Below are 19059 nucleotides of genomic sequence, written 5' to 3'. Positions count from 1 at the left end.
ATAGAAGCATTATTCTTTTGAAGCTGCACTATATGTCGTAATATAAGAGGATGAGTTAAACATCGACTGTAGCACTTGTGTCGTACCTTCAAAAACAGGGGCAAATGAAGTTTTATACTCATCGCTTGCTTTCCATACTTCGTAGGAAGCAGGTCCGCCCCATTGAATGATAAATAAATAGGTTTCTGCTTTAACCGGGCGCAATAAACGGTAGGCAATGACAGCATCATTGGAATTCAGTGCAGGGATGACGTCGAGAGCTTTTTTCTCGAAAACCGGGCGTTCATCTGACATAATGGGCATATTGAAAAAAGTAAAATAGCCCTTTTGCGTAAACTGCCCATCCTGTGCAATGACTTCAAACTTGCGAGGTACTGCGAAAATTGATTTTTTGTCTGTTTCATGCAACACCACCGAATTGCCATTTCCGTGCAATAAAATTAAAGGGTGCTGTGGGTTTTTTGCGATTAATTTTTCCATATAGTCAGGTGTTCCTGAAGTTACATAAAAATTCATAAGACCGACCTCCTTTACACTATTATTTCCATTTATAAAGATGTTCAAGCCATTTGTCAAAAAGTTCTATAGCAGAAGAGACAATTTTATGACATTTATTGAAGAAATCTATACAATTATTAATGAAAAGTTTATAGTCGATCATGGATATCAATGACGTTTTTGAGGTATAGAATAAAAAAGAATTTATTTTAAGGGGTAGAAATCAAAAATGATGAAATTTAATGACACATTATTACGTGCTGCTCGCGGTGAGCAAGTAGAACATACGCCGGTTTGGTTTATGCGCCAGGCAGGCCGTTCACAGCCAGAATATCGTGAAATAAAAGAAAAATATTCATTAGAAGAGATTACAATGCAGCCGGAGTTATGTGCATATGTGACGCGTTTACCTGTTGAACAATACAATGTAGATGCTGCGATTCTTTATAAAGATATCGTTACCCCTTTACCAGGAATGGGAATTGATGTGAAAATAAAAGCGGGAATCGGTCCGGTTATTTCAAACCCTATCCGTTCAGCTGCTGATGTAGAAAAATTACGTGATTTCAATGCACAAGAGCATACACCTTACGTGCTTGAAACAATTAAAATGTTAACGACAGAACAGTTAAATGTTCCGTTAATCGGTTTTGGCGGTGCTCCGTTTACGCTTGCAAGCTATATGATCGAAGGCGGCCCGAGCAAAAACTACGCTAAAACAAAGTCATTCATGGTTTCACAGCCAAAAGCATGGTTTGCGTTAATGGACAAACTGGCTGATATGATTATTTTGGATATTACAGCACAAGTAGAAGCTGGTGCAAAGGCAATCCAAATTTTCGATTCTTGGGTTGGTGCATTAAATGTAGAAGATTACCGTATTTTCATTAAACCGACGATGACACGCATTTTTGCTGAATTGCGCGCATTGAATGTGCCGTTAATCCAATTCGGTGTAGGTGCATCGCATTTAGTAAAAGAATGGCATGACCTGCCTGTTGATGTCGTAGGTTTGGACTGGCGTTTACCAATCCGTGAAGCAGAAGCGCGCGGCGTAACAAAAGCGGTACAAGGGAACTTGGATCCTACATTATTACTGGCAGACTGGAACGTAATCGAAGCAAGAGCGAAAGATATCGTTGATCAAGGTTTAGCACATACAGGCGGACATATTTTCAACTTAGGCCACGGTGTCTTCCCTGAAGTAGATCCAGCTGTCTTAAAACGACTAACAACATTTGTACATGAATACAGCCGCGAACAAATCGCAAAACGTTCATAATACAACAATAAATTCAAATTTGATTATTCACCGGTTTAGGTGAGAAAACTATATAGATGAAAAGTTTGCTGGAGAGCACCCAAAAACAAACGGGATGAAAACTTTTAAAAAAAAAACTAATAAAAATAGAAACGTGTTTAAAAACATGCAGAGGTGACTTACATGAAAGAAGTACGCGGGTTATTAGTAATGGCTTATGGTACGCCATATAAAGAAGAAGATATCGAACGTTATTACACACATATTCGTCACGGCCGTAAACCGAGCCAGGAACATTTGGACGACTTAACAGAACGCTACCGTGCAATCGGCGGTATTTCTCCGCTTGCGAAAATGACGGAAGCACAGGCTCATGCATTATGTGCACGTTTGAACGAAGTACAGGACGAAGTGGAATATAAAGTATTTATCGGCTTAAAACATATCGAACCATTTGTAGAAGATGCAGTAGAAGCAATGGTGAAAGAAGGAATCACGGAAGCGGTATCGATCGTTTTAGCACCACACTTCTCAACATTCTCGATTAAATCTTACAATGGACGAGCGAAAGAAGCTGCAGAAAAATTAGGCGGTACATTAAATATCACTTCTGTTGAAGCTTGGTATGACGAGCCTAAATTTATTGAATTCTGGAAAAATGCCGTAAATGGCGAGTTGGCAAAAATGACAGAAGAAGAACGCGCAAATGCTTGCTTAATCGTGTCTAACCACTCATTACCGGAAAAAATCAAACTTGCAGGCGACCCGTATGAAGAGCAGTTAATCGAAACAGCACGTTTAATTGAAGAGGCGTCTGATATTGTGAATGTTGAAGTAGGCTGGCAGTCAGCCGGACAAACACCGGAGCCATGGCTAGGACCGGACGTACAGGATTTAACAAAGGAATTATTTGAGCAAAAAGGTTATAAAGCTTTCATCTATACACCAGTAGGATTTGTTACAGAGCATTTAGAAGTGTTATATGATAATGACATTGAGTGTAAAGTTGTTTGTGACGAAATCGGTGCAAGCTACTATCGCCCGACAATGCCAAATACACATCCTTTATTCATTGATGCAATGGTAGATGCTATCAATAAAAAATTAGCGAAATAGTAGAGAGTGATGATGAGGGTGACTTTAAAAAGGAACAAGGTTGTTATCGTTGGCGGTGGCATCACTGGTTTAACGACGGCATACTATTTACAGCAAAAAACGAAGGCGCATAATTTACCGATAGATATCGTGCTGATCGAAGCGTCACTACGTTTAGGTGGTAAAATCCATACTGTAAGACAAAATGGATATATTATCGAACGTGGGCCTGAATCGTTTTTTGATACAGGTAGCAGTGTCCGAAAGTTGGCACGTGATTTAAATATCGAACATGAGATGATTCAAAATAATTATGGTCGAACATTCATCGCAGTTGGCAGCAAGTTACACCAAATTCCGAGCAATATTCTGCTCGGGGGGTCACCTAAAATCTTACCGTTCATGACATCGAATGTTCTATCTTTAATGGGGAAATTCCGCGCAGCAGGGGATTTATTATTACCGAAATTACCGCATGCGGCGGACGAACCGATCAGTGAGTTTTTTAATCGGCGTTTTGGCAGAGAAGTGGTCGAAAATTTAGTTGAGCCGGTATTGGCAGGTACTTTTGCAGGCGATGTCGACCATCTCAGTATGCAATCGATGTTCCCGCAATTTTACCAGTTGGAAAAAGACTACCGCAGTTTACTGCTCGGTATGAAAAAAACAGGTAAAGGTATTTACGCGCTTGTGGATACACCAGGTGAACTACATTATGAATCATTTGAAAATGGGCTGGAATCATTGATTGAAACATTGGAAAATGCTTTAACCGATGTTACGATTTTAAAAGGGTTGAAAGTGAATTTTATCGAAAATAATATGGATGATACTCACCTTATTGAATTGAATGATGGGACGTCTATACAGGCGGACAAAGTCGTTGTAACGACACCATTTAATGTAACGAAAAGAATCTTCCCGGACTCTGTAACGATGCAGCAAGTTCCGGATATGAATTATGCTACAATTGCCACGGTTACGATGGCATTCGAAAAAGGGTCAATGCAAAAATATGAAGATGCGCTGAACTTCTTCGTTTCCCGCAATAGTCATTTTGCTATTACAAGCTGTACGTGGAGTCACCGTAAATGGGATAATGTCTCCCCGGATGGCCATGAACTGTTGAGGGTTTATATTGGCCGTGTAGGAGACGAATCGATTGTGGAGCTGCCCGACAGTGAAATTGAAAAAATCGTATTGCAGGATTTGGAACGGGCGGTAGGTTTGAATGCCTCGCCATTGTTGACAACAGTTGCCCGTTGGAAGGAAGCAATGCCTCAATATACAATTGGTCATGAGTCGCGCATGTCTACTATGAAAGAACAGTTCTATCAAGAGTTTCCGAATGTCTATTTAACAGGAAGCTCCTATGAGGGAATTAGTATTCCGGACTGTGTCTTCCAAGGAAGAACGACTGCAGAGCAATTACTCAACCAGTTGGCCGAAGCTAAATTGGCAATTTAACATCAATGGAATCATTGAATGAAATGCTGTATTAAAAGTGAGTCGCTTTTAATGCAGTGTTTTTATTTTGGATAATTTTACAATGGTTCACAAATTTATCTTAAATTTAGTATGCATCGGTAAGGTTTTTTTAGTACGCTAATAACGATAGGATGAATTACATAATTGTTCATAAGGATGGGAGATTTAACGATGAGAAAATGGCTTTACAGTTTAGTTGCAGTACCTTTTTTACTGGTAGGGTGTGGGGATGAGCCGGAAGTGGAAACGCTTGATACTGCCGAGGTACCGTCAATTATCGATGTACATATTCAAACAGCTGAACAATTGAATACAGGGGAAACGATTCAGCTTGCGGCACGTGTGACTCAGGATGAAGAAGCGGTAAATGATGCGAAAGAAGTGAAGTTTGAAGTATGGGAGTCGGGTCTCCGTGATGAAGGGGAGATGCTGGACGGAGAACTGACAGAAGACGGAATCTATGTCGCTGACTATACGTTTGACCATGATGGCGTATACTATATGTTTGCCCATACGACGGCGCGCGGCATGCATGTCATGCCAAAGCAGGAGCTGATCGTCGGCAACCCGGATATGAGCAAAGTGCTGGAAGATACAAGTTCTGATTCGATGGAACATGATGAAGAAGATGCCGAAGAAAAAGAAGAAGATCATAACCATTAAATATTGCAATATAAGAAGAACGGTGTATAATAGTGACTGAATGACCGAAGTGTTCATTTGGTCACTTTTTTGAGGAGGTGGATTTATGGATCGTCGACATGAAATTTTAATAGCTGCTACAAAGTCTTTCACATTATTTGGCTATAAGGCAACAACGATTGAACAAGTTGCTAAAATTGCAAATGTAGGGAAAGGAACTATTTATACGTTTTTTAAAAATAAAGAAGAGCTGTTTCAGGAAGTTGTATTCCATTTAATCGGTGAAATGAAGCGCGAAACAGATCAGCTAATCGATACAAACGCGAGTTTTATGCAAAATGCCCATACAGCATTGATGAAAATGCTGCAGTTCCGTGAGCGTCATTTACTGTTTGCCAAACTAATAGAAGAGGAAACAGCACTGGGCACTCCTGAAGTACAGCAAATGCTGTTAAAAATCGAGTCGGAAATCATTTCATATGTTTCTTCGCGGATTCGTAACGGCATTGCAAAAGATGAAGTCATCGATTGTAATCCTGAACATGTCGCTTTTTTATTGTTTAAATCGTATTTGGCTTTTATTGTAGACTGGCAGTTGACACATAAAGAACCACTAAACGAACAAGAAATTCTGACATTATTCAGCGAAACCATTTTCCGTGGTTTGGCAAAGAAAAAGTAGTTGTCACTTCCAGGTGAAGTGCTTTCTTTTTACCGTAAAATGACCGAATGACGATATTGGTCATATAGTTTTTGAAGGAGGAAATTAATGTGATAAAAGCAGAATGGCTGAAGATTTTTAAAACGAAGAAAATGCTTATTTCAGTTATTGCCGTTCTATTTGTTCCTGTTATGTACAGCGGGATGTTCTTATGGGCATTTTGGGATCCATATGCCAATTTAAAGGACTTACCGGTTGCCGTTGTCAATGAAGACACCGGAGCTGTAATGGATGAGGAAACAATGGAGCTCGGCCAAACATTGGTCGATAAGCTGATAGAAAGTGAACAATTCCACTTTGAGGAAGTTGATGCAAAGGAAGCGGACCAAAAATTAAAAGATCAAAAATATTATATTTTAATTAAAATTCCGGAAAACTTCTCAGAGCATGCCACTACATTATTAGATGATGAACCACAGAAATTGGTTATTGATTATATTCCAAATGAAGGTTTCAACTTTTTAGGCGCACAAATTGGTGAAACGGCAATGGATCGCATTAAAGCGGAAGTAAATACGCAAGTTTCAGCAACATATGCGGAAAAATTATTTGATTCTATTACACAGCTTGGTGACGGTTTTAACGAAGCAGCAGATGGAGCAGGGCAACTGGATGAAGGGGCAGCAAAACTGGCTGATGGCGCTGAAGAGCTAAAAGGCTATTTAGAGCAATTGGCATCAAGCTCTGTTCAATTATCCGATGGTACTGACACATTAGTTACTGGTGCTAAAAGTGCTGCAAAAGGTGCTTCCGATCTGGCGGCAGGTGTAGCAAAAATTGCGGATGGCAGCAGCCAATTGGAAGCAGGAGCAAAATCTGCAGCAGATGGTGCAACTACACTGCAACAAGGTATTGAAAGCTATACGAACGGTGTAGCACAAGTCGCGAACGGACAAAAGGATCTTACATCCGGTCAGGCAAGCTTAGCTGAAAACCTGAAATTATTAACACAAGGTACAGCGAATATCGATGACAAAGTAAAAGCGCTGGCAGATGGTTCAGCTAATGTAGCAGGCGGTATGGATCAGTTGGCAGCCCAGCTGGAAGCGATCTTACCAATGCTGCCAGAAGAAAATCAAGCAGCATTAAAAAATGCACTAGCTCAGCTTCAAGAAGGCAGTAAACAAGTAAGTGGCGGTTTAAGCCAGCTGCACGCAGGAACTAACGGATTGGACGATAAAATTGCGGCAATCAGTGAAGGTGCAAATCAATTAAATGCAGGGCAACAACAAGTAACTGCAGGTGTTTCACAATTACAGCAAAATTCTGCACAGTTGATAGCAGGTGCTAAATCATTGGCACAAGGCAATACGACAATTGCCGGAAAACTAAATGAATTATCAGCAGGCGCATCAAGTGCTGCAACAGGCGCAAACACATTAGCGCAAGGTTTGAACTCATTAGTAGATGGTTCGAATAAATTATATGACGGCACTAGCTTATTGGCTGAAAAATCAGGTGAGTTGGCACAAGGTTCTACTACTTTAGCCGACGGTACGAAAGAGTTGAAAGATGGTACGACAACTTTATCTGAAAAATTAACGGAAGCCGGCGAAAAAGCCGCTGTTAATCCGACTGAAGAGACATACGATATGGTCGGTTCTCCAGTGGAAGTCGAAAAAGAATCTGTCAACCATGTACCGAATTATGGTACAGGTTTTGCACCATACTTTATTTCATTAGGATTATTCGTTGGGGCACTATTAATTTCGATTGTATTCCCATTTGTTGAACCAGCCGTTATCCCGAAAAACAGTGCAAGCTGGTTTGTAAGTAAAGTAACAGTATTAATCGGTGTCGGATTGGTACAGTCATTTATTACGATTGCCATTGTTGTTTGGGGTCTTGGACTTGAGGTAAATAATATGCCGCAGTTCATTCTGACAACAATTATTACTAGCTTTACATTTTTAGCTATGGTTCAATTGCTTGTATCAGTGTTTGGTGATCCAGGACGATTTATTGCCATCGTCGTGTTGATTCTTCAATTAACAACTAGTGCAGGGACATTCCCGATTGAGCTAGTACCAGAGCAATTGCATTTCTTCAATAAAATTTTACCGATGACATTCTCTGTACAAGGCTTCAAAGCAGCCATTTCAACTGGTGATACATCATTCCTAATGTTCAACTGGTCGATTTTAGGTGCAGTGATGGTTTCGTGCTTAGCAATCACTTTCGGTTACTTTGCATTGCTTTATAAAAAACGTTATTCAAAACAACCTACAGAACAATAAAAAGAAAAAGCATGGATTCGGGTATTTTCCCTTGAATCCATGCTTTTTTTATACAGAAAAACCACGAGCATTGAGCAAACTCGTGGTTCATGAAAGTTATTATAGGTTCATCTTACTAAGATGAAGTTGTCAGTAATGCGAATTAAACAGTGTAAAAAGAATTAAAGAGAGTTACATTTATCACAATTGTTGCTGTAGCACTCGCTTTGTTCTTCGATTTTATCACCGCATTGAACGCAAATTTTATCAGGTAGATTCTTGAAAAATTCCACTACGTTTTCTAACATTGTGCATGCCTCCTTTAAGTTTCTGTTATATTACTTCTGTTTATATATTGTATTGTATTATAACAGTTTTAATTCGTCAACACAAAATGCCTAAATTAAGTTAAAATATAAATGGACGATTTTTGAAGGAGTGAGCCTTTTGTATTTTATCGATAATAAAGGAATTACAGATCCGCGTATTAACTTGGCAATAGAAGAGTATATACTGAAAAACATGGATATCGAAAAGGATGATTTTTTACTGTTCTATATTAATCAGCCTTCGATTATCATCGGAAAAAATCAAAACACGATCGAAGAAATCAATACAGATTACGTTGAAGAAAACGGAATCATTGTAGTACGTCGTCTTTCCGGCGGTGGGGCAGTTTATCATGATTTAAACAATCTGAACTTCAGCTTCCTGACAAAGGATGACGGCAACAGCTTCAGCAACTATAAAAAGTTCACACAGCCTGTTGTTGATGCACTTGCAAAATTAGGGGTTAACTCTGAGCTTTCAGGCCGTAACGATATTTTGGCTGAAGGGAAAAAGGTTTCAGGCAATGCCCAATATTCAACGCGTGGCCGCATGTTCAGCCATGGGACACTTATGTTCGACCTGGATATTGATGCTGTCGTAAACTCACTTAAAGTAAAACAGGACAAGATCGAATCAAAAGGAATTAAATCCGTGCGCTCGCGTGTTGCGAATATCATTGATTTCCTTCCAGAAAAAATTACGGTAGAACAGTTCCGTATGGAAATTTTAAAATCGATTTTCGGTGGCGAGGAAAATATTCAATATTACGAGCTTACGGAACAAGATTGGGAAAACATCCATGAAATTTCAAAAAGCCGTTACCAGTTATGGGAATGGAATTACGGAAAATCACCGCGTTTTAACATTCAAAAAACGAAGCGTTTCCCTTCAGGCAGCCTGGATATTCGCCTGGAAGTAAACAAAGGGGTCATTGAAGAGGCAAAAATCTTCGGAGATTTCTTTGGTGTCGGTGATGTGGATGAGGTTGGAGAACTTCTGGTCGGAACGAAATATGACCGTGCCGCAATTGCAGAAAAGCTGAAAGATATTGAAATCCCGGTATACTTTGGCGGGATTACGGAAGAGGATTTTCTTCATTTAATTTACTAGCAGCTTGTCAGTCATCATGAATGAATTAGAGAGTGTAGAAAAGGAGGCTCCTGTTTTCGGGAGCCCCCTTTTTTTGATACAATGGAACAATATGAACAATTAACTTATGTAGGGATATTTTAGTTGAAAACCTATCGAAAAGGAGGTCATTCAGATGGAAAAACATCGAATTTTCATCGTCGAGGATGATCCTAAAATAGCTGCACTATTGGCAGACACATTAAGAAAATACCAGTACGAAGTCGAGACGATTAAAGACTTTGATTCATTAATACAACAATGCTTAGCATTTTCTCCGCATATCATTCTACTCGACATTAATTTACCTTCCTATGACGGGTATTATTGGTGCCGGGAGCTGAGACAGTTTACGAAATGTCCGATTTTATTTATCTCCGCTCGCTCGGGGGAAATGGATCAAATATTCGCACTGGAAAATGGCGGAGATGATTTTATTACGAAGCCGTTTAACTATGAAATTGTGCTCGCTAAAATTCGCAGTCATTTGCGCCGTACATATGGAGAATATTCTGCAAGGCAGGAAGAGCGGAAAATTGTACAAGGACAGCTTACATTGTATTTGGAACGGATGGAACTTCAATTGAAGGATCTCGTCGTTCCGCTTCAAAAGAAGGAAAGTGTCATTTTAGGATTGTTAATGGGACAAGCGCCAAAAGTCGTGTCACGCGAACAGCTGTTGGAGGAATTGTGGGATGATCAGGCATTTGTTGATGAAAACACATTAAATGTGAATATGACGCGTGTTCGGAAGAAGCTGGCTGACTACGGCATTTCATCTGTTATTGAAACAGTGCGCGGAGCAGGGTACCGCTTCTTATTAAGCTCGGAGGAAATGTAATGGCGATCAAACTATTTGTGAAGGAGCATCTTTCCTATGTGATCTTTCAAGTCGTCCTCACATTATTTTTGCTTTCATTATTTTGGCTTGATGGCTTTCGCAGTATTACTACTGCCATTTATGCGATTGCGATCAGCCTTCTTTTAATCCTCTCCTTTTTAGTTGTGCGCTATATGTTGAGACGCCGGTATTTGGCGAAGATATCGACGTTGCCTCAAACGATGGAGGATGCGCTTCAAAAGAATGCGAAAACAACGGAATATATGGAAACAGAGCGTTACTTGCATGAGCTGTACAAATTGTATCAGCATGAAGTGCAGGCGCTTTATGCGGCACAGTCCAGACAATATAAATTTATGAACCAGTGGGTACACCAGATGAAAACCCCTGTCTCTGTTTTGGAGCTTTTGCTGCAGCAGGAAGATGAGCTGGATAAAAAAAGTGTACAGGAAGAGACCGAACGTTTGAAACGCGGCCTTGAAATGGTTTTAGTAAATGCACGTCTGGAAAACTTTTCGGATGATATGCAAATCGGGAAAGTGCCTTTAAAATCAGCAATCATGGCAAATGTTAATGAACATAAACGTCTGTTTATCGCCAACCGAGTGTTTCCGGAAGTGAACATTGATGACGAGTTAATCGTCATGAGTGATATGAAATGGCTGAACTTCCTTATTGGGCAGTTCATTACAAACGCGGTGAAATATACATTTGAGCCAAATAAAAAATTGTATATTACGGCGGAGCAAAAAGAACAGCATGTCCATTTGTTCATACGTGATGAAGGGGTCGGCATTCCCAAATCCGATTTACCCCGTGTAATGAAGCCGTTCTTTACAGGTGAAAACGGAAGGAAAACCGGTGAATCTACCGGCATGGGACTCTATATCGCAAAGGAGATTTGTGATAAGCTCGGACACCAGCTTTTGATTACATCGGAAGTTGGTAAAGGTACACAAATTGAAGTGATTTTTCAGTCATGAGAGATTATTTTTTGATTGAAAGAAACAGACTTGGTTAAAAGGAGTTACTATGTCTATTTTACAAATACAAGATGCTACGAAAGTTTATGAAGGAAAAGTGACGAAGCGAGCGCTCAACCAGCTTAGTTTTGAAGTCGAAAAGGGTGAGTTTGTCGCAATCATGGGTCCATCAGGCAGCGGGAAAACGACGCTTTTAAATATGGTATCGATGATCGATACGCTGACATCCGGTGAAATCATCTTCAACGGGATGAAGCCGCAAAAGCTCAACAGTGAGGAACTGGCCTATTTCAGACGCCGCCAGCTTGGTTTCGTCTTCCAGGACTTTAATCTGCTGCCGACATTGACGGTGGAGGAAAATATCATTTTACCGCTGACTATTGATGAACAGCCGATTGCTGTCATGGAGGAACGGTTGAAATATTTAAGTGAGCTGCTCGATTTAACGCCAATTTTAATGAAGCGACCGAATGAAATATCAGGTGGACAAGCCCAAAGAACAGCGATTGCACGTGCACTGATCCATCAGCCGATGCTTGTTTTAGCGGATGAGCCGACAGGGAATCTGGATTCGAATGCATCGCGGGAAGTGCTGGAGCTTTTGGCAAGAATGAATAAAGAGAACGATACGACGATTTTAATGGTGACACATGATCCGATTGCGGCGAGTTATTGTGATCGTGTAATTTTTATTAAAGACGGCGAATTTTTCAATGAAATTTATACAGATGATCGTCGCCAAACATTTTTCCAAAGGATTTTAAATGTATTAAGTTTATTAGGGGGACATGTAGGTGACTTTTCTTCAATTCGCTTACCGTAACGTTTTCCGTAACTTCCGTAACTATGCAGCTTTTTTCATGGCCAGCTTTTTCAGTGTATTTGTATTCTTTATTTATTCGATGCTTATGTTTCATCCTGAAATCGAACGTGGTTTTTTAGGGGAAGTATCGATCGCCGGAATGGTGTTTGCGGAAGTCGTTCTCGTGCTGTTTTCGTGGTTTTTTATTTTCTACTCGATGCGTGCCTTTTTGGAAGCGCGCTCTAAAGAGTTCGCGATTTTACTGCATCTTGGCATGGACCGGAACCAGCTAGGAAAACTGGTTATTATCGAAACGATGACAATCGGTATTTTCTCCTGTATTTCCGGTATTGTATTCGGGTTCGCATTTTCGAAGTTTTTCTTCATGATTGTCCGTGAAATTTTAAACTTAAATGCATTGCCGCTCTATTTGTCATGGGAGCCGTTTGTGCTCACATTATTCGTTTATTTGAGCGCCTTTATCGTAATCTCGACATTGAGCATTCTGTTTACACCGGATATTAAAATACGGAACTTCATAAGAGGACCGAAGTTTGTGGATGCGGCAGTATCCTATTCAAAGCGTAATGCTATTTTAGGAATCATTCTTATTTTATGTGGATACGGTCTAGCACTCATCACAACGAAGTCATCGATTTTTTCGTATACATTACTGATTCCTGTTTTCGTGACATTGGGAACCTACTATTTCTTTTCCGATACGACACTTTATATTATTGACCGGTTGAAGGGGCATAAGCAGTTTTACTGGAAACGGGCACGCATGCTGGCGATTGCCGAACAAGTGCAGATTTTACGTTTCAATTCACGCATGTTTTTCATTGTGACACTCGTATCGACGCTTGCCTTTTTAACGGTCGGTGTCTTATCGGCGATGTCTTCCTATACATCGCAATATGACAAAATCAATCCAATCGGCCTCATCTATAAAGGGGAGATGGATAATCCATATGAAATTGAACATATTTTATCGGTCATTGATGAGCTGGAGTTTAACGGCATCAGTTATCATATGACGCGCTTTACGGTCATGCGCCAAACTTCATCGTATACGTCGAATCCGGTAGAGGTTTTCCGGGAAACGGATATTAACCATCTGCTGTTTTCGTATAAATATCCGCTCGTGAATTTAAAAAGCGGGGAAGCGATGTTCATCCCTTATTCGGAGGATTCGATTGAAAAGCTGCAGAGAACGGAAGTAAAGACAGTGTTGAAGGAAAACAATGTGGACCTGACGATTAACAGTGTGTACCCGAAAATGTTTTTCCCGACAGCTATTATTAGCAGTAACTCCATCATTATTAGTGATGAAGACTTTGAAAAGCTGACAAATGAGTTCGAGATGGCACCATATGTCGAGCCTGGCTATCATCTATTTACGTTTGATATCCCTAACTGGACTGAAACGAAAAATGTCGGAATTGATATCCAGCAGATGGTCGCTCGCGATTATTTGATCAACAGTGAATATACATTGCCGTTTTACTTTGAAAATGCGGGATTAAATTATTCTTATATATTAGCTACGTATTCTTTATTAACACTTATCGGTATATTAGTAGTAGCTGTGTTTTTACTTGCATCGGGAAGTTTCGTGTATTTCAAAATTTATGCGAATTTGGACCGGGAGAAAAAACAATTTGATATGCTCATTAAAGTAGGATTAAGCGGTAAAGAACTGAAGCGTCTCATTACGAGAAATTTAATGATTCAATTTTTCCTGCCGTGGGGATTAGCCTTTGTGCATAGCGCATTTGCGTTCTATGTTGTGCAAACCGTATTGAACGATGTCATGAATTTATCGATCGTAAAAGAAGTTGTGTTTTCGTTTACAATGTTTGCACTTATCCAAATCGTCTACTTTTTCCTCATCCGCTGGCGCTATATTTCACATGTGCGCGGATAAATAAAAAATAGAGAAAATATGATTTTAGTACAATATTTGTGAATAAACGAGATTTTCGTATTGTTTTATTAATATACTTATTCTATAATGCTAATAGAGTGAAAATTTTTTCATTTTACGCATAGGGGGATGGGTGTATTGAATTTAGTTGAAAAGGTAAGACAACAAGCTTTCGAACAACCAGAAAAAACAGCGTACTACTTTTTAGGTAAAGGCACATCTTACGGTGAATTGGAGCAATCGGTTGCACGTTTTGCAGCTGCTTTGGAAGATTTAGGTGTAAAAAAAGGCGACCATATCGCATTTTTATTAGGGAATACACCGCACTTCATCATCAGTTTATATGCATCAATGCGTATTGGTGCTGTGGCAATTCCGATTAATCCAATCTATACAGCAGATGAAATTTCATACATTATCCAAAATGGTGATGTAAAAGTTGTCATCGCACTTGATTTATTATTACCGCTTGTGGAAGCAGGGGTGCATAGATTCCCACAAGTAGAACAATATATCATTTGCGAAACGACAGAAGACATCGGCGAAAAGTATGCCGCGCTTTCAGATGGAGCAAAAGAAAAGACGAAGCTGTTTTCACAAGTATTGGCTACAACAGCACGTACTACGGATCCTGTAGAAATCGCGCCGGATGATACGGCGATTATTCTATATACTTCCGGTACGACAGGTCATCCGAAAGGTGCCATGCTGACACATAATAATTTATTCTCGAATGCCAGAGATATTGGCGATTACTTAAAAATGACTTCAGAAGACCGTATCGTGGCAACATTGCCGGTTTTCCACGTCTTTGCATTAACGGTCGTTGTCAATTCACCGTTAACACGCGGAGCAACAATCTTATTGGCCCCGCGCTTTAGTCCGGGAGAGATTTTCGAGTTGATTTCGACTTATAAGGCGACGGTATTTGCGGGTGTTCCGACAATGTACAATTTCCTTTATCAGTATGACAAAGCGGATGTTGCTGCATTCTCGACAATTCGTTTAGCGATTTCAGGTGGTGCGTCATTACCTGTATCATTGCTGCATAACTTTGAGCAAAAGTTCAATGTACGAATTTCTGAAGGATATGGCTTATCGGAAGCTTCACCGGTTACATGTTTCAACCCGACAGACCGTGAGCGTAAACCAGGCTCAATCGGACAGTCGATCAGCAATGTTGAAAATAAAGTAGTCGATGAAAATGGCGATGAAGTGGGCGTTGGTGAAGTTGGCGAGCTGATCGTACGCGGACCGAATGTCATGAAAGGCTACTACAATATGCCGGAAGAAACAGCAGTAGCTATTCGCGATGGTTGGTTATATACAGGTGACTTGGCACGAAAAGACGAGGAAGACTACTTCTACATCGTTGACCGCAAAAAGGATATGATTATTGTAGGCGGTTACAATGTGTATCCGCGTGAAGTGGAAGAAGTATTGTTCTCACATGAAGGTATTGTGGAAGCGGCAGTTGTAGGCTTCCCGGATCCGGATTTTGGTGAGTCGGTACATGCTTACGTTGTGTTAAAGGATCCGACGTTAACAATTGAAGCGATTCGCGAGTTCTGTGCAGACCGTATTGTGAAATACAAAGTGCCGACTGTTATTGAAATTTTGGACGAGCTGCCAAAAAACACAACAGGCAAAATTCTGCGCCGTTCTTTAAAAGAAATCGCAAGAACATAACATTTCAACACCTGCCATCTTGGCGGGTGTTTTTTAAAATGGTAATAAGGTGCCGGTGTTTCTATCGTTGCTTATATTGGGAGGCGATGTGCTTTCGCAAGGCGCCTTGCTTACTCATAGGGTTCAGCCTTCTTATTAGGGTTCTCATAAGGTTCCGGTGTTTATTGGCGGGCAAGCACAAAAGTCACCAAGCCATGTTGCACATGTCTTTGCGACTTTTCTTCGTGCTTTGTGAAAGGCCCGCCAATCATAAAGTGCCGGTGTTTACATCGTTGCTTAAATTGGGAGGCGCTGTGCCTTCGCAAGGCGCCTTGCGTACTTATAGGAATCAGCCTTCTTATTAGGGTACTTATAAGGTTCGGGTGTTTATTGGCGGGCAAGCACAAAAGTCACCAAGCCATGTTGCACATGTCTTTGCGACTTTTCTTCGTGCTTTGTGTAACGCCCGCCAATCATAAAGTGCCGTTGTTTACATCGTTGTTTATATTGGGAGGCGCTGTGCCTTCGCAAGGCGCCTTACTACTCATAGGGATCAGCCTTCTTATTAGGGTTCTTATAAGGTTCGGGTGTTTATTGGCGGGCAAGCACAAAAGTCACCAAGCCATGTTGCACATGTCTTTGCGACTTTTCTTCGTGCTTTGTGAAAGGCCCGCCAATCATAAAGTGCCGTTGTTTACATCGTTGTTTATATTGGGAGGCGCTGTGCTTACGCAAGGCGCCTTGCGTACTTATAGGGTTCAGCCTTCTTATTAGGGTTCTTATAAGGTTCCGGTGTTTATTGGCGGGCAAGCACAAAAGTCACCAAGCCATGTTGCACATGTCTTTGCGACTTTTCTTCGTGCTTTGTGAAAGGCCCGCCAATCATAAAGTGCCGGTGTTTCCATCGTTGCTTATATGGGGAGGCGCTGTGCCTTCGCAAGGCGCCTACTTTCTCATAAAGTATCACCTTTTTTAGAAAGGAGAAATATTTTTTGTAACAAGGGCTATCATTTTTTATAAAGAAAGATTAACTTTGTGCGTAGAACCGGAAATGTGCTTCTGCGGTGTCTGCAACAAGTTGCAGACATCCTCGGCGCAAATGCAAATAGTGCATCATGAGGCATGCACTATTTGCATTGCCTACCACTGTAAGCGCCGACTAAAGGGCGTTACGATTTAGAGCCGGACACTTTTGATTTGGCGGGTGTTCCAAGCCGCAATAATAGCAGCAGTAAAGGTGCGACGTTTACGGCGTGCCTTTACTGCTGCTATGCGGCACACGCCAAAAAAAAACCCGGAACTATATAAGAAGCTCTATGAGGAGAGGGGTTAAACTTTTATTCTACATATTTTTATAGAATTATATTTTGAAATTTCAAATAAAAGATGGTACATTGTTATTACGGAAATCGAAATAAATGAAGAGGTGTTTTAATGACAAAGTTAATTACAAAAGAAAGTTTGTTCGAAATTCAATCTATTACTAATCCGATACTTGCGCCAAATGAGCAAGAGGCGGTATTTATTCGAACAGAGATCAATAAAGAAGAAAATAATTACAATGCCCATTTGTTCCATATTGATCTGGAATCAGGGGAAACAACGCAATGGACTTACGGCAATGAACGTGTGACGAATCCGCAGTGGTCACCGAACGGTAAACAAGTTGCATTTTTAGTGAAGCGCAATGAAAAACAGCAATTATACATATTAAACAGCCGTGGTGGGGAAGCACAGGAAATTACGACACTACCAAATGGCGTCAATTCATTTTTATGGAGCCCTTGTGGTCAGAAAGTTTGGATTACAAGCACAGTAAAAAAAGGGCTGGATATTACGAAAGAGGAAGAAAAGGAAGATTCGAAATTCCCGAAAGCCTATGTCGTGGATAAAATGAAATACAAAGCAGACAGTATCGGTTTATTAAAACAGAACCGCTATACACAAATTGCTTCTGTTGATTTAGCTGCGAAAGAAGTAAGTACTTTTACAGAAGGCGATTATTCACATAGCTTACAGGGCATTTCACATGATGGAAAAACATTGGTGATCGGTGTGAACCGTGAAGAAAATACGGATCAAGTTTTCCGTACACCGCTTTACCTAGTGGATGTAGACACGAAAGAAGAAACAGTTCTAATAGATGAAGATGGTTACTTTGGTGGAGCTGAGTTTTCATTGGATGACCGTTATATTGCATTTGGCGGTTCGGATCATTCATTCAGAAATGCTACACATGGCCATGTTTATATTTATGATACGGAAACGAAAACAACCATAAAGCTGACGGAAATGCTGGACTTACCGGTTGGCGATTATGCGGTTGCTGACATTCAGCAAGGTGTATCGGCTCCATCTGTAGTGTGGACGGAAAACAATGATTTGTACTTCCAAGTATCGACTGAAGGGGATATCCGCTTATATTATGCAACGTTGGAAGGCGCACTTTATCCTGCTTCACCGGAAAATGAGCATGTATACGGCTATGCAATCTTTAAAAACGGCAACCGTGCACTAATGACGGTATCCAATGGAACTTTCCCTGGAGAGCTGTTTGACTTTGATATTACTACAGGGGATCGTAAGCAGTTAACGACGTTTAACGAAAAGTTTTTACAAGAGACGACGCTGTCTGAACCGGAAGCGATTTCGTACACATCAAAAGACGGTTTGACTGTACATGGCTGGATTATGAAGCCGGCACAGTATACAGAAGGTGAAAAGTATCCGTTAATTGTCGAAGTGCACGGTGGACCACATACTTTATATGCAAATACGTTTTTCCATGAGATGCAGCTATTGGCGGCGAAAGGCTATGGGGTGCTTTATGTGAACCCACGAGGCAGTCATGGCTATAGCCAGGAGTTTGTTGATGGTGTGCGCGGCAATTATGGTGATGGGGATTATGAAGATATTATGGCTGGTGTTGATTATGCACTGGAAAACTATGCATGGATCGATGAGTCACGCTTAGGAATTACGGGCGGAAGCTATGGCGGCTTTATGACGAACTGGGTTGTTGGTCATACGAACCGCTTTAAAGCAGCTGTTACCCAACGTTCGATTTCAAACTGGATCAGCTTCTACGGTGTATCGGACATCGGCTATTATTTCTCGGAATGGCAAATGCTCGCTGATATGAATGATGTAGAAAAACTTTGGCACCACTCACCGCTGAAATATGCGGCTAATGTTGAAACACCATTGCTGATTTTGCACAGTGAACGTGATTTCCGTTGCCCGATCGAGCAGGCAGAGCAACTTTATATTACGCTTAAGAATATGGGCAAAGAAGTCGGCTTCGTCCGTTTCCCTGAATGTGACCACAACTTGTCACGTACAGGTATCCCGAACTTACGTTTAGAACGACTTGAGCAAATTACAGGTTGGTTTGAGAAATACTTGTAAAAGATAAAACAGGGCTTCCTACTAGAGGGGCCCTGTTTTCCTTTATTTATA

Annotated in this window: 15 protein-coding genes; 13 read left to right on the top strand and 2 right to left on the bottom strand. The window is 40.7% G+C overall.

Annotation, left to right across the window (positions count from 1 at the left end):
* Window positions 1-9: 9 nt before the first annotated feature.
* On the bottom strand, window positions 10-516 hold the full coding sequence (locus MKY71_RS15240) for an antibiotic biosynthesis monooxygenase family protein (protein ID WP_340733200.1): 507 nt from the start codon (window positions 514-516) through the stop codon (window positions 10-12).
* Window positions 517-727: 211 nt separating this feature from the next.
* On the opposite strand from MKY71_RS15240, the gene hemE reads away from it, so the two are divergent.
* The 6 genes from hemE (at window position 728) to MKY71_RS15210 (ending at window position 7942) form a co-directional block, all read left to right on the top strand.
* Window positions 728-1780, top strand: a complete 1053-nt coding sequence (gene hemE / locus MKY71_RS15235; RefSeq protein ID WP_340733199.1) for a uroporphyrinogen decarboxylase — start codon at window positions 728-730, stop codon at window positions 1778-1780.
* Window positions 1781-1942: 162 nt separating this feature from the next.
* Window positions 1943-2875: a ferrochelatase gene (hemH, locus tag MKY71_RS15230; RefSeq protein WP_251690373.1), complete on the top strand. Its 933-nt coding sequence runs from the start codon at window positions 1943-1945 to the stop codon at window positions 2873-2875.
* 12 nt (window positions 2876-2887) lie between these two features.
* The gene (gene hemY / locus MKY71_RS15225) at window positions 2888-4321 is read left to right on the top strand and encodes a protoporphyrinogen oxidase (protein WP_340733197.1); all 1434 of its coding nucleotides are present in this window, start codon (window positions 2888-2890) and stop codon (window positions 4319-4321) included.
* Window positions 4322-4513: 192 nt separating this feature from the next.
* Window positions 4514-5005: a FixH family protein gene (locus tag MKY71_RS15220; protein WP_340733195.1), complete on the top strand. Its 492-nt coding sequence runs from the start codon at window positions 4514-4516 to the stop codon at window positions 5003-5005.
* 85 nt (window positions 5006-5090) lie between these two features.
* On the top strand, window positions 5091-5666 hold the full coding sequence (locus MKY71_RS15215; protein ID WP_339173462.1) for a TetR/AcrR family transcriptional regulator: 576 nt from the start codon (window positions 5091-5093) through the stop codon (window positions 5664-5666).
* Between the two features lie 89 nt (window positions 5667-5755).
* Complete coding sequence (locus MKY71_RS15210; RefSeq protein WP_339173460.1) at window positions 5756-7942, top strand: YhgE/Pip domain-containing protein; 2187 nt, start codon at window positions 5756-5758, stop codon at window positions 7940-7942.
* A 161-nt stretch (window positions 7943-8103) separates the two neighbouring features.
* On the opposite strand, the gene yhfH is transcribed toward MKY71_RS15210, so the two are convergent.
* On the bottom strand, window positions 8104-8229 hold the full coding sequence (yhfH, locus tag MKY71_RS15205) for a protein YhfH (RefSeq protein WP_008406441.1): 126 nt from the start codon (window positions 8227-8229) through the stop codon (window positions 8104-8106).
* Between the two features lie 139 nt (window positions 8230-8368).
* Here yhfH and MKY71_RS15200 point away from each other — a divergent pair, with 139 nt between their 5' ends.
* The 7 genes from MKY71_RS15200 to MKY71_RS15170 all read left to right on the top strand — a co-directional run bounded on the left by MKY71_RS15200 (window position 8369) and on the right by MKY71_RS15170 (window position 19008).
* Window positions 8369-9361: a lipoate--protein ligase gene (locus tag MKY71_RS15200; protein ID WP_340733193.1), complete on the top strand. Its 993-nt coding sequence runs from the start codon at window positions 8369-8371 to the stop codon at window positions 9359-9361.
* Between the two features lie 154 nt (window positions 9362-9515).
* Window positions 9516-10220, top strand: a complete 705-nt coding sequence (locus MKY71_RS15195; RefSeq protein WP_340733192.1) for a response regulator transcription factor — start codon at window positions 9516-9518, stop codon at window positions 10218-10220.
* Window positions 10220-11203, top strand: a complete 984-nt coding sequence (locus MKY71_RS15190; RefSeq protein ID WP_339196027.1) for a sensor histidine kinase — start codon at window positions 10220-10222, stop codon at window positions 11201-11203. Before MKY71_RS15195 ends, MKY71_RS15190 begins: the two co-directional genes overlap by 1 nt.
* A 49-nt stretch (window positions 11204-11252) precedes the next feature.
* Window positions 11253-12026: an ABC transporter ATP-binding protein gene (locus MKY71_RS15185; protein ID WP_339173454.1), complete on the top strand. Its 774-nt coding sequence runs from the start codon at window positions 11253-11255 to the stop codon at window positions 12024-12026.
* Window positions 11998-13932, top strand: a complete 1935-nt coding sequence (locus tag MKY71_RS15180) for an ABC transporter permease (RefSeq protein WP_340733191.1) — start codon at window positions 11998-12000, stop codon at window positions 13930-13932. Before MKY71_RS15185 ends, MKY71_RS15180 begins: the two co-directional genes overlap by 29 nt.
* A 138-nt stretch (window positions 13933-14070) precedes the next feature.
* Window positions 14071-15621, top strand: coding sequence for a fatty acid--CoA ligase family protein (locus MKY71_RS15175; protein ID WP_339173451.1), 1551 nt, complete (start codon window positions 14071-14073; stop codon window positions 15619-15621).
* A 1413-nt stretch (window positions 15622-17034) separates the two neighbouring features.
* On the top strand, window positions 17035-19008 hold the full coding sequence (locus MKY71_RS15170) for a S9 family peptidase (protein ID WP_340733188.1): 1974 nt from the start codon (window positions 17035-17037) through the stop codon (window positions 19006-19008).
* The last annotated feature ends 51 nt before the right edge of the window (window positions 19009-19059 follow it).

It is taken from the genome of Solibacillus sp. FSL W7-1324 (assembly GCF_038008025.1).
Classification (GTDB): Bacteria; Bacillota; Bacilli; order Bacillales_A; family Planococcaceae; genus Solibacillus.
Note: the sequence above shows the minus strand (reverse complement) of the source record. Positions and strands in the feature narration are given on the sequence as shown.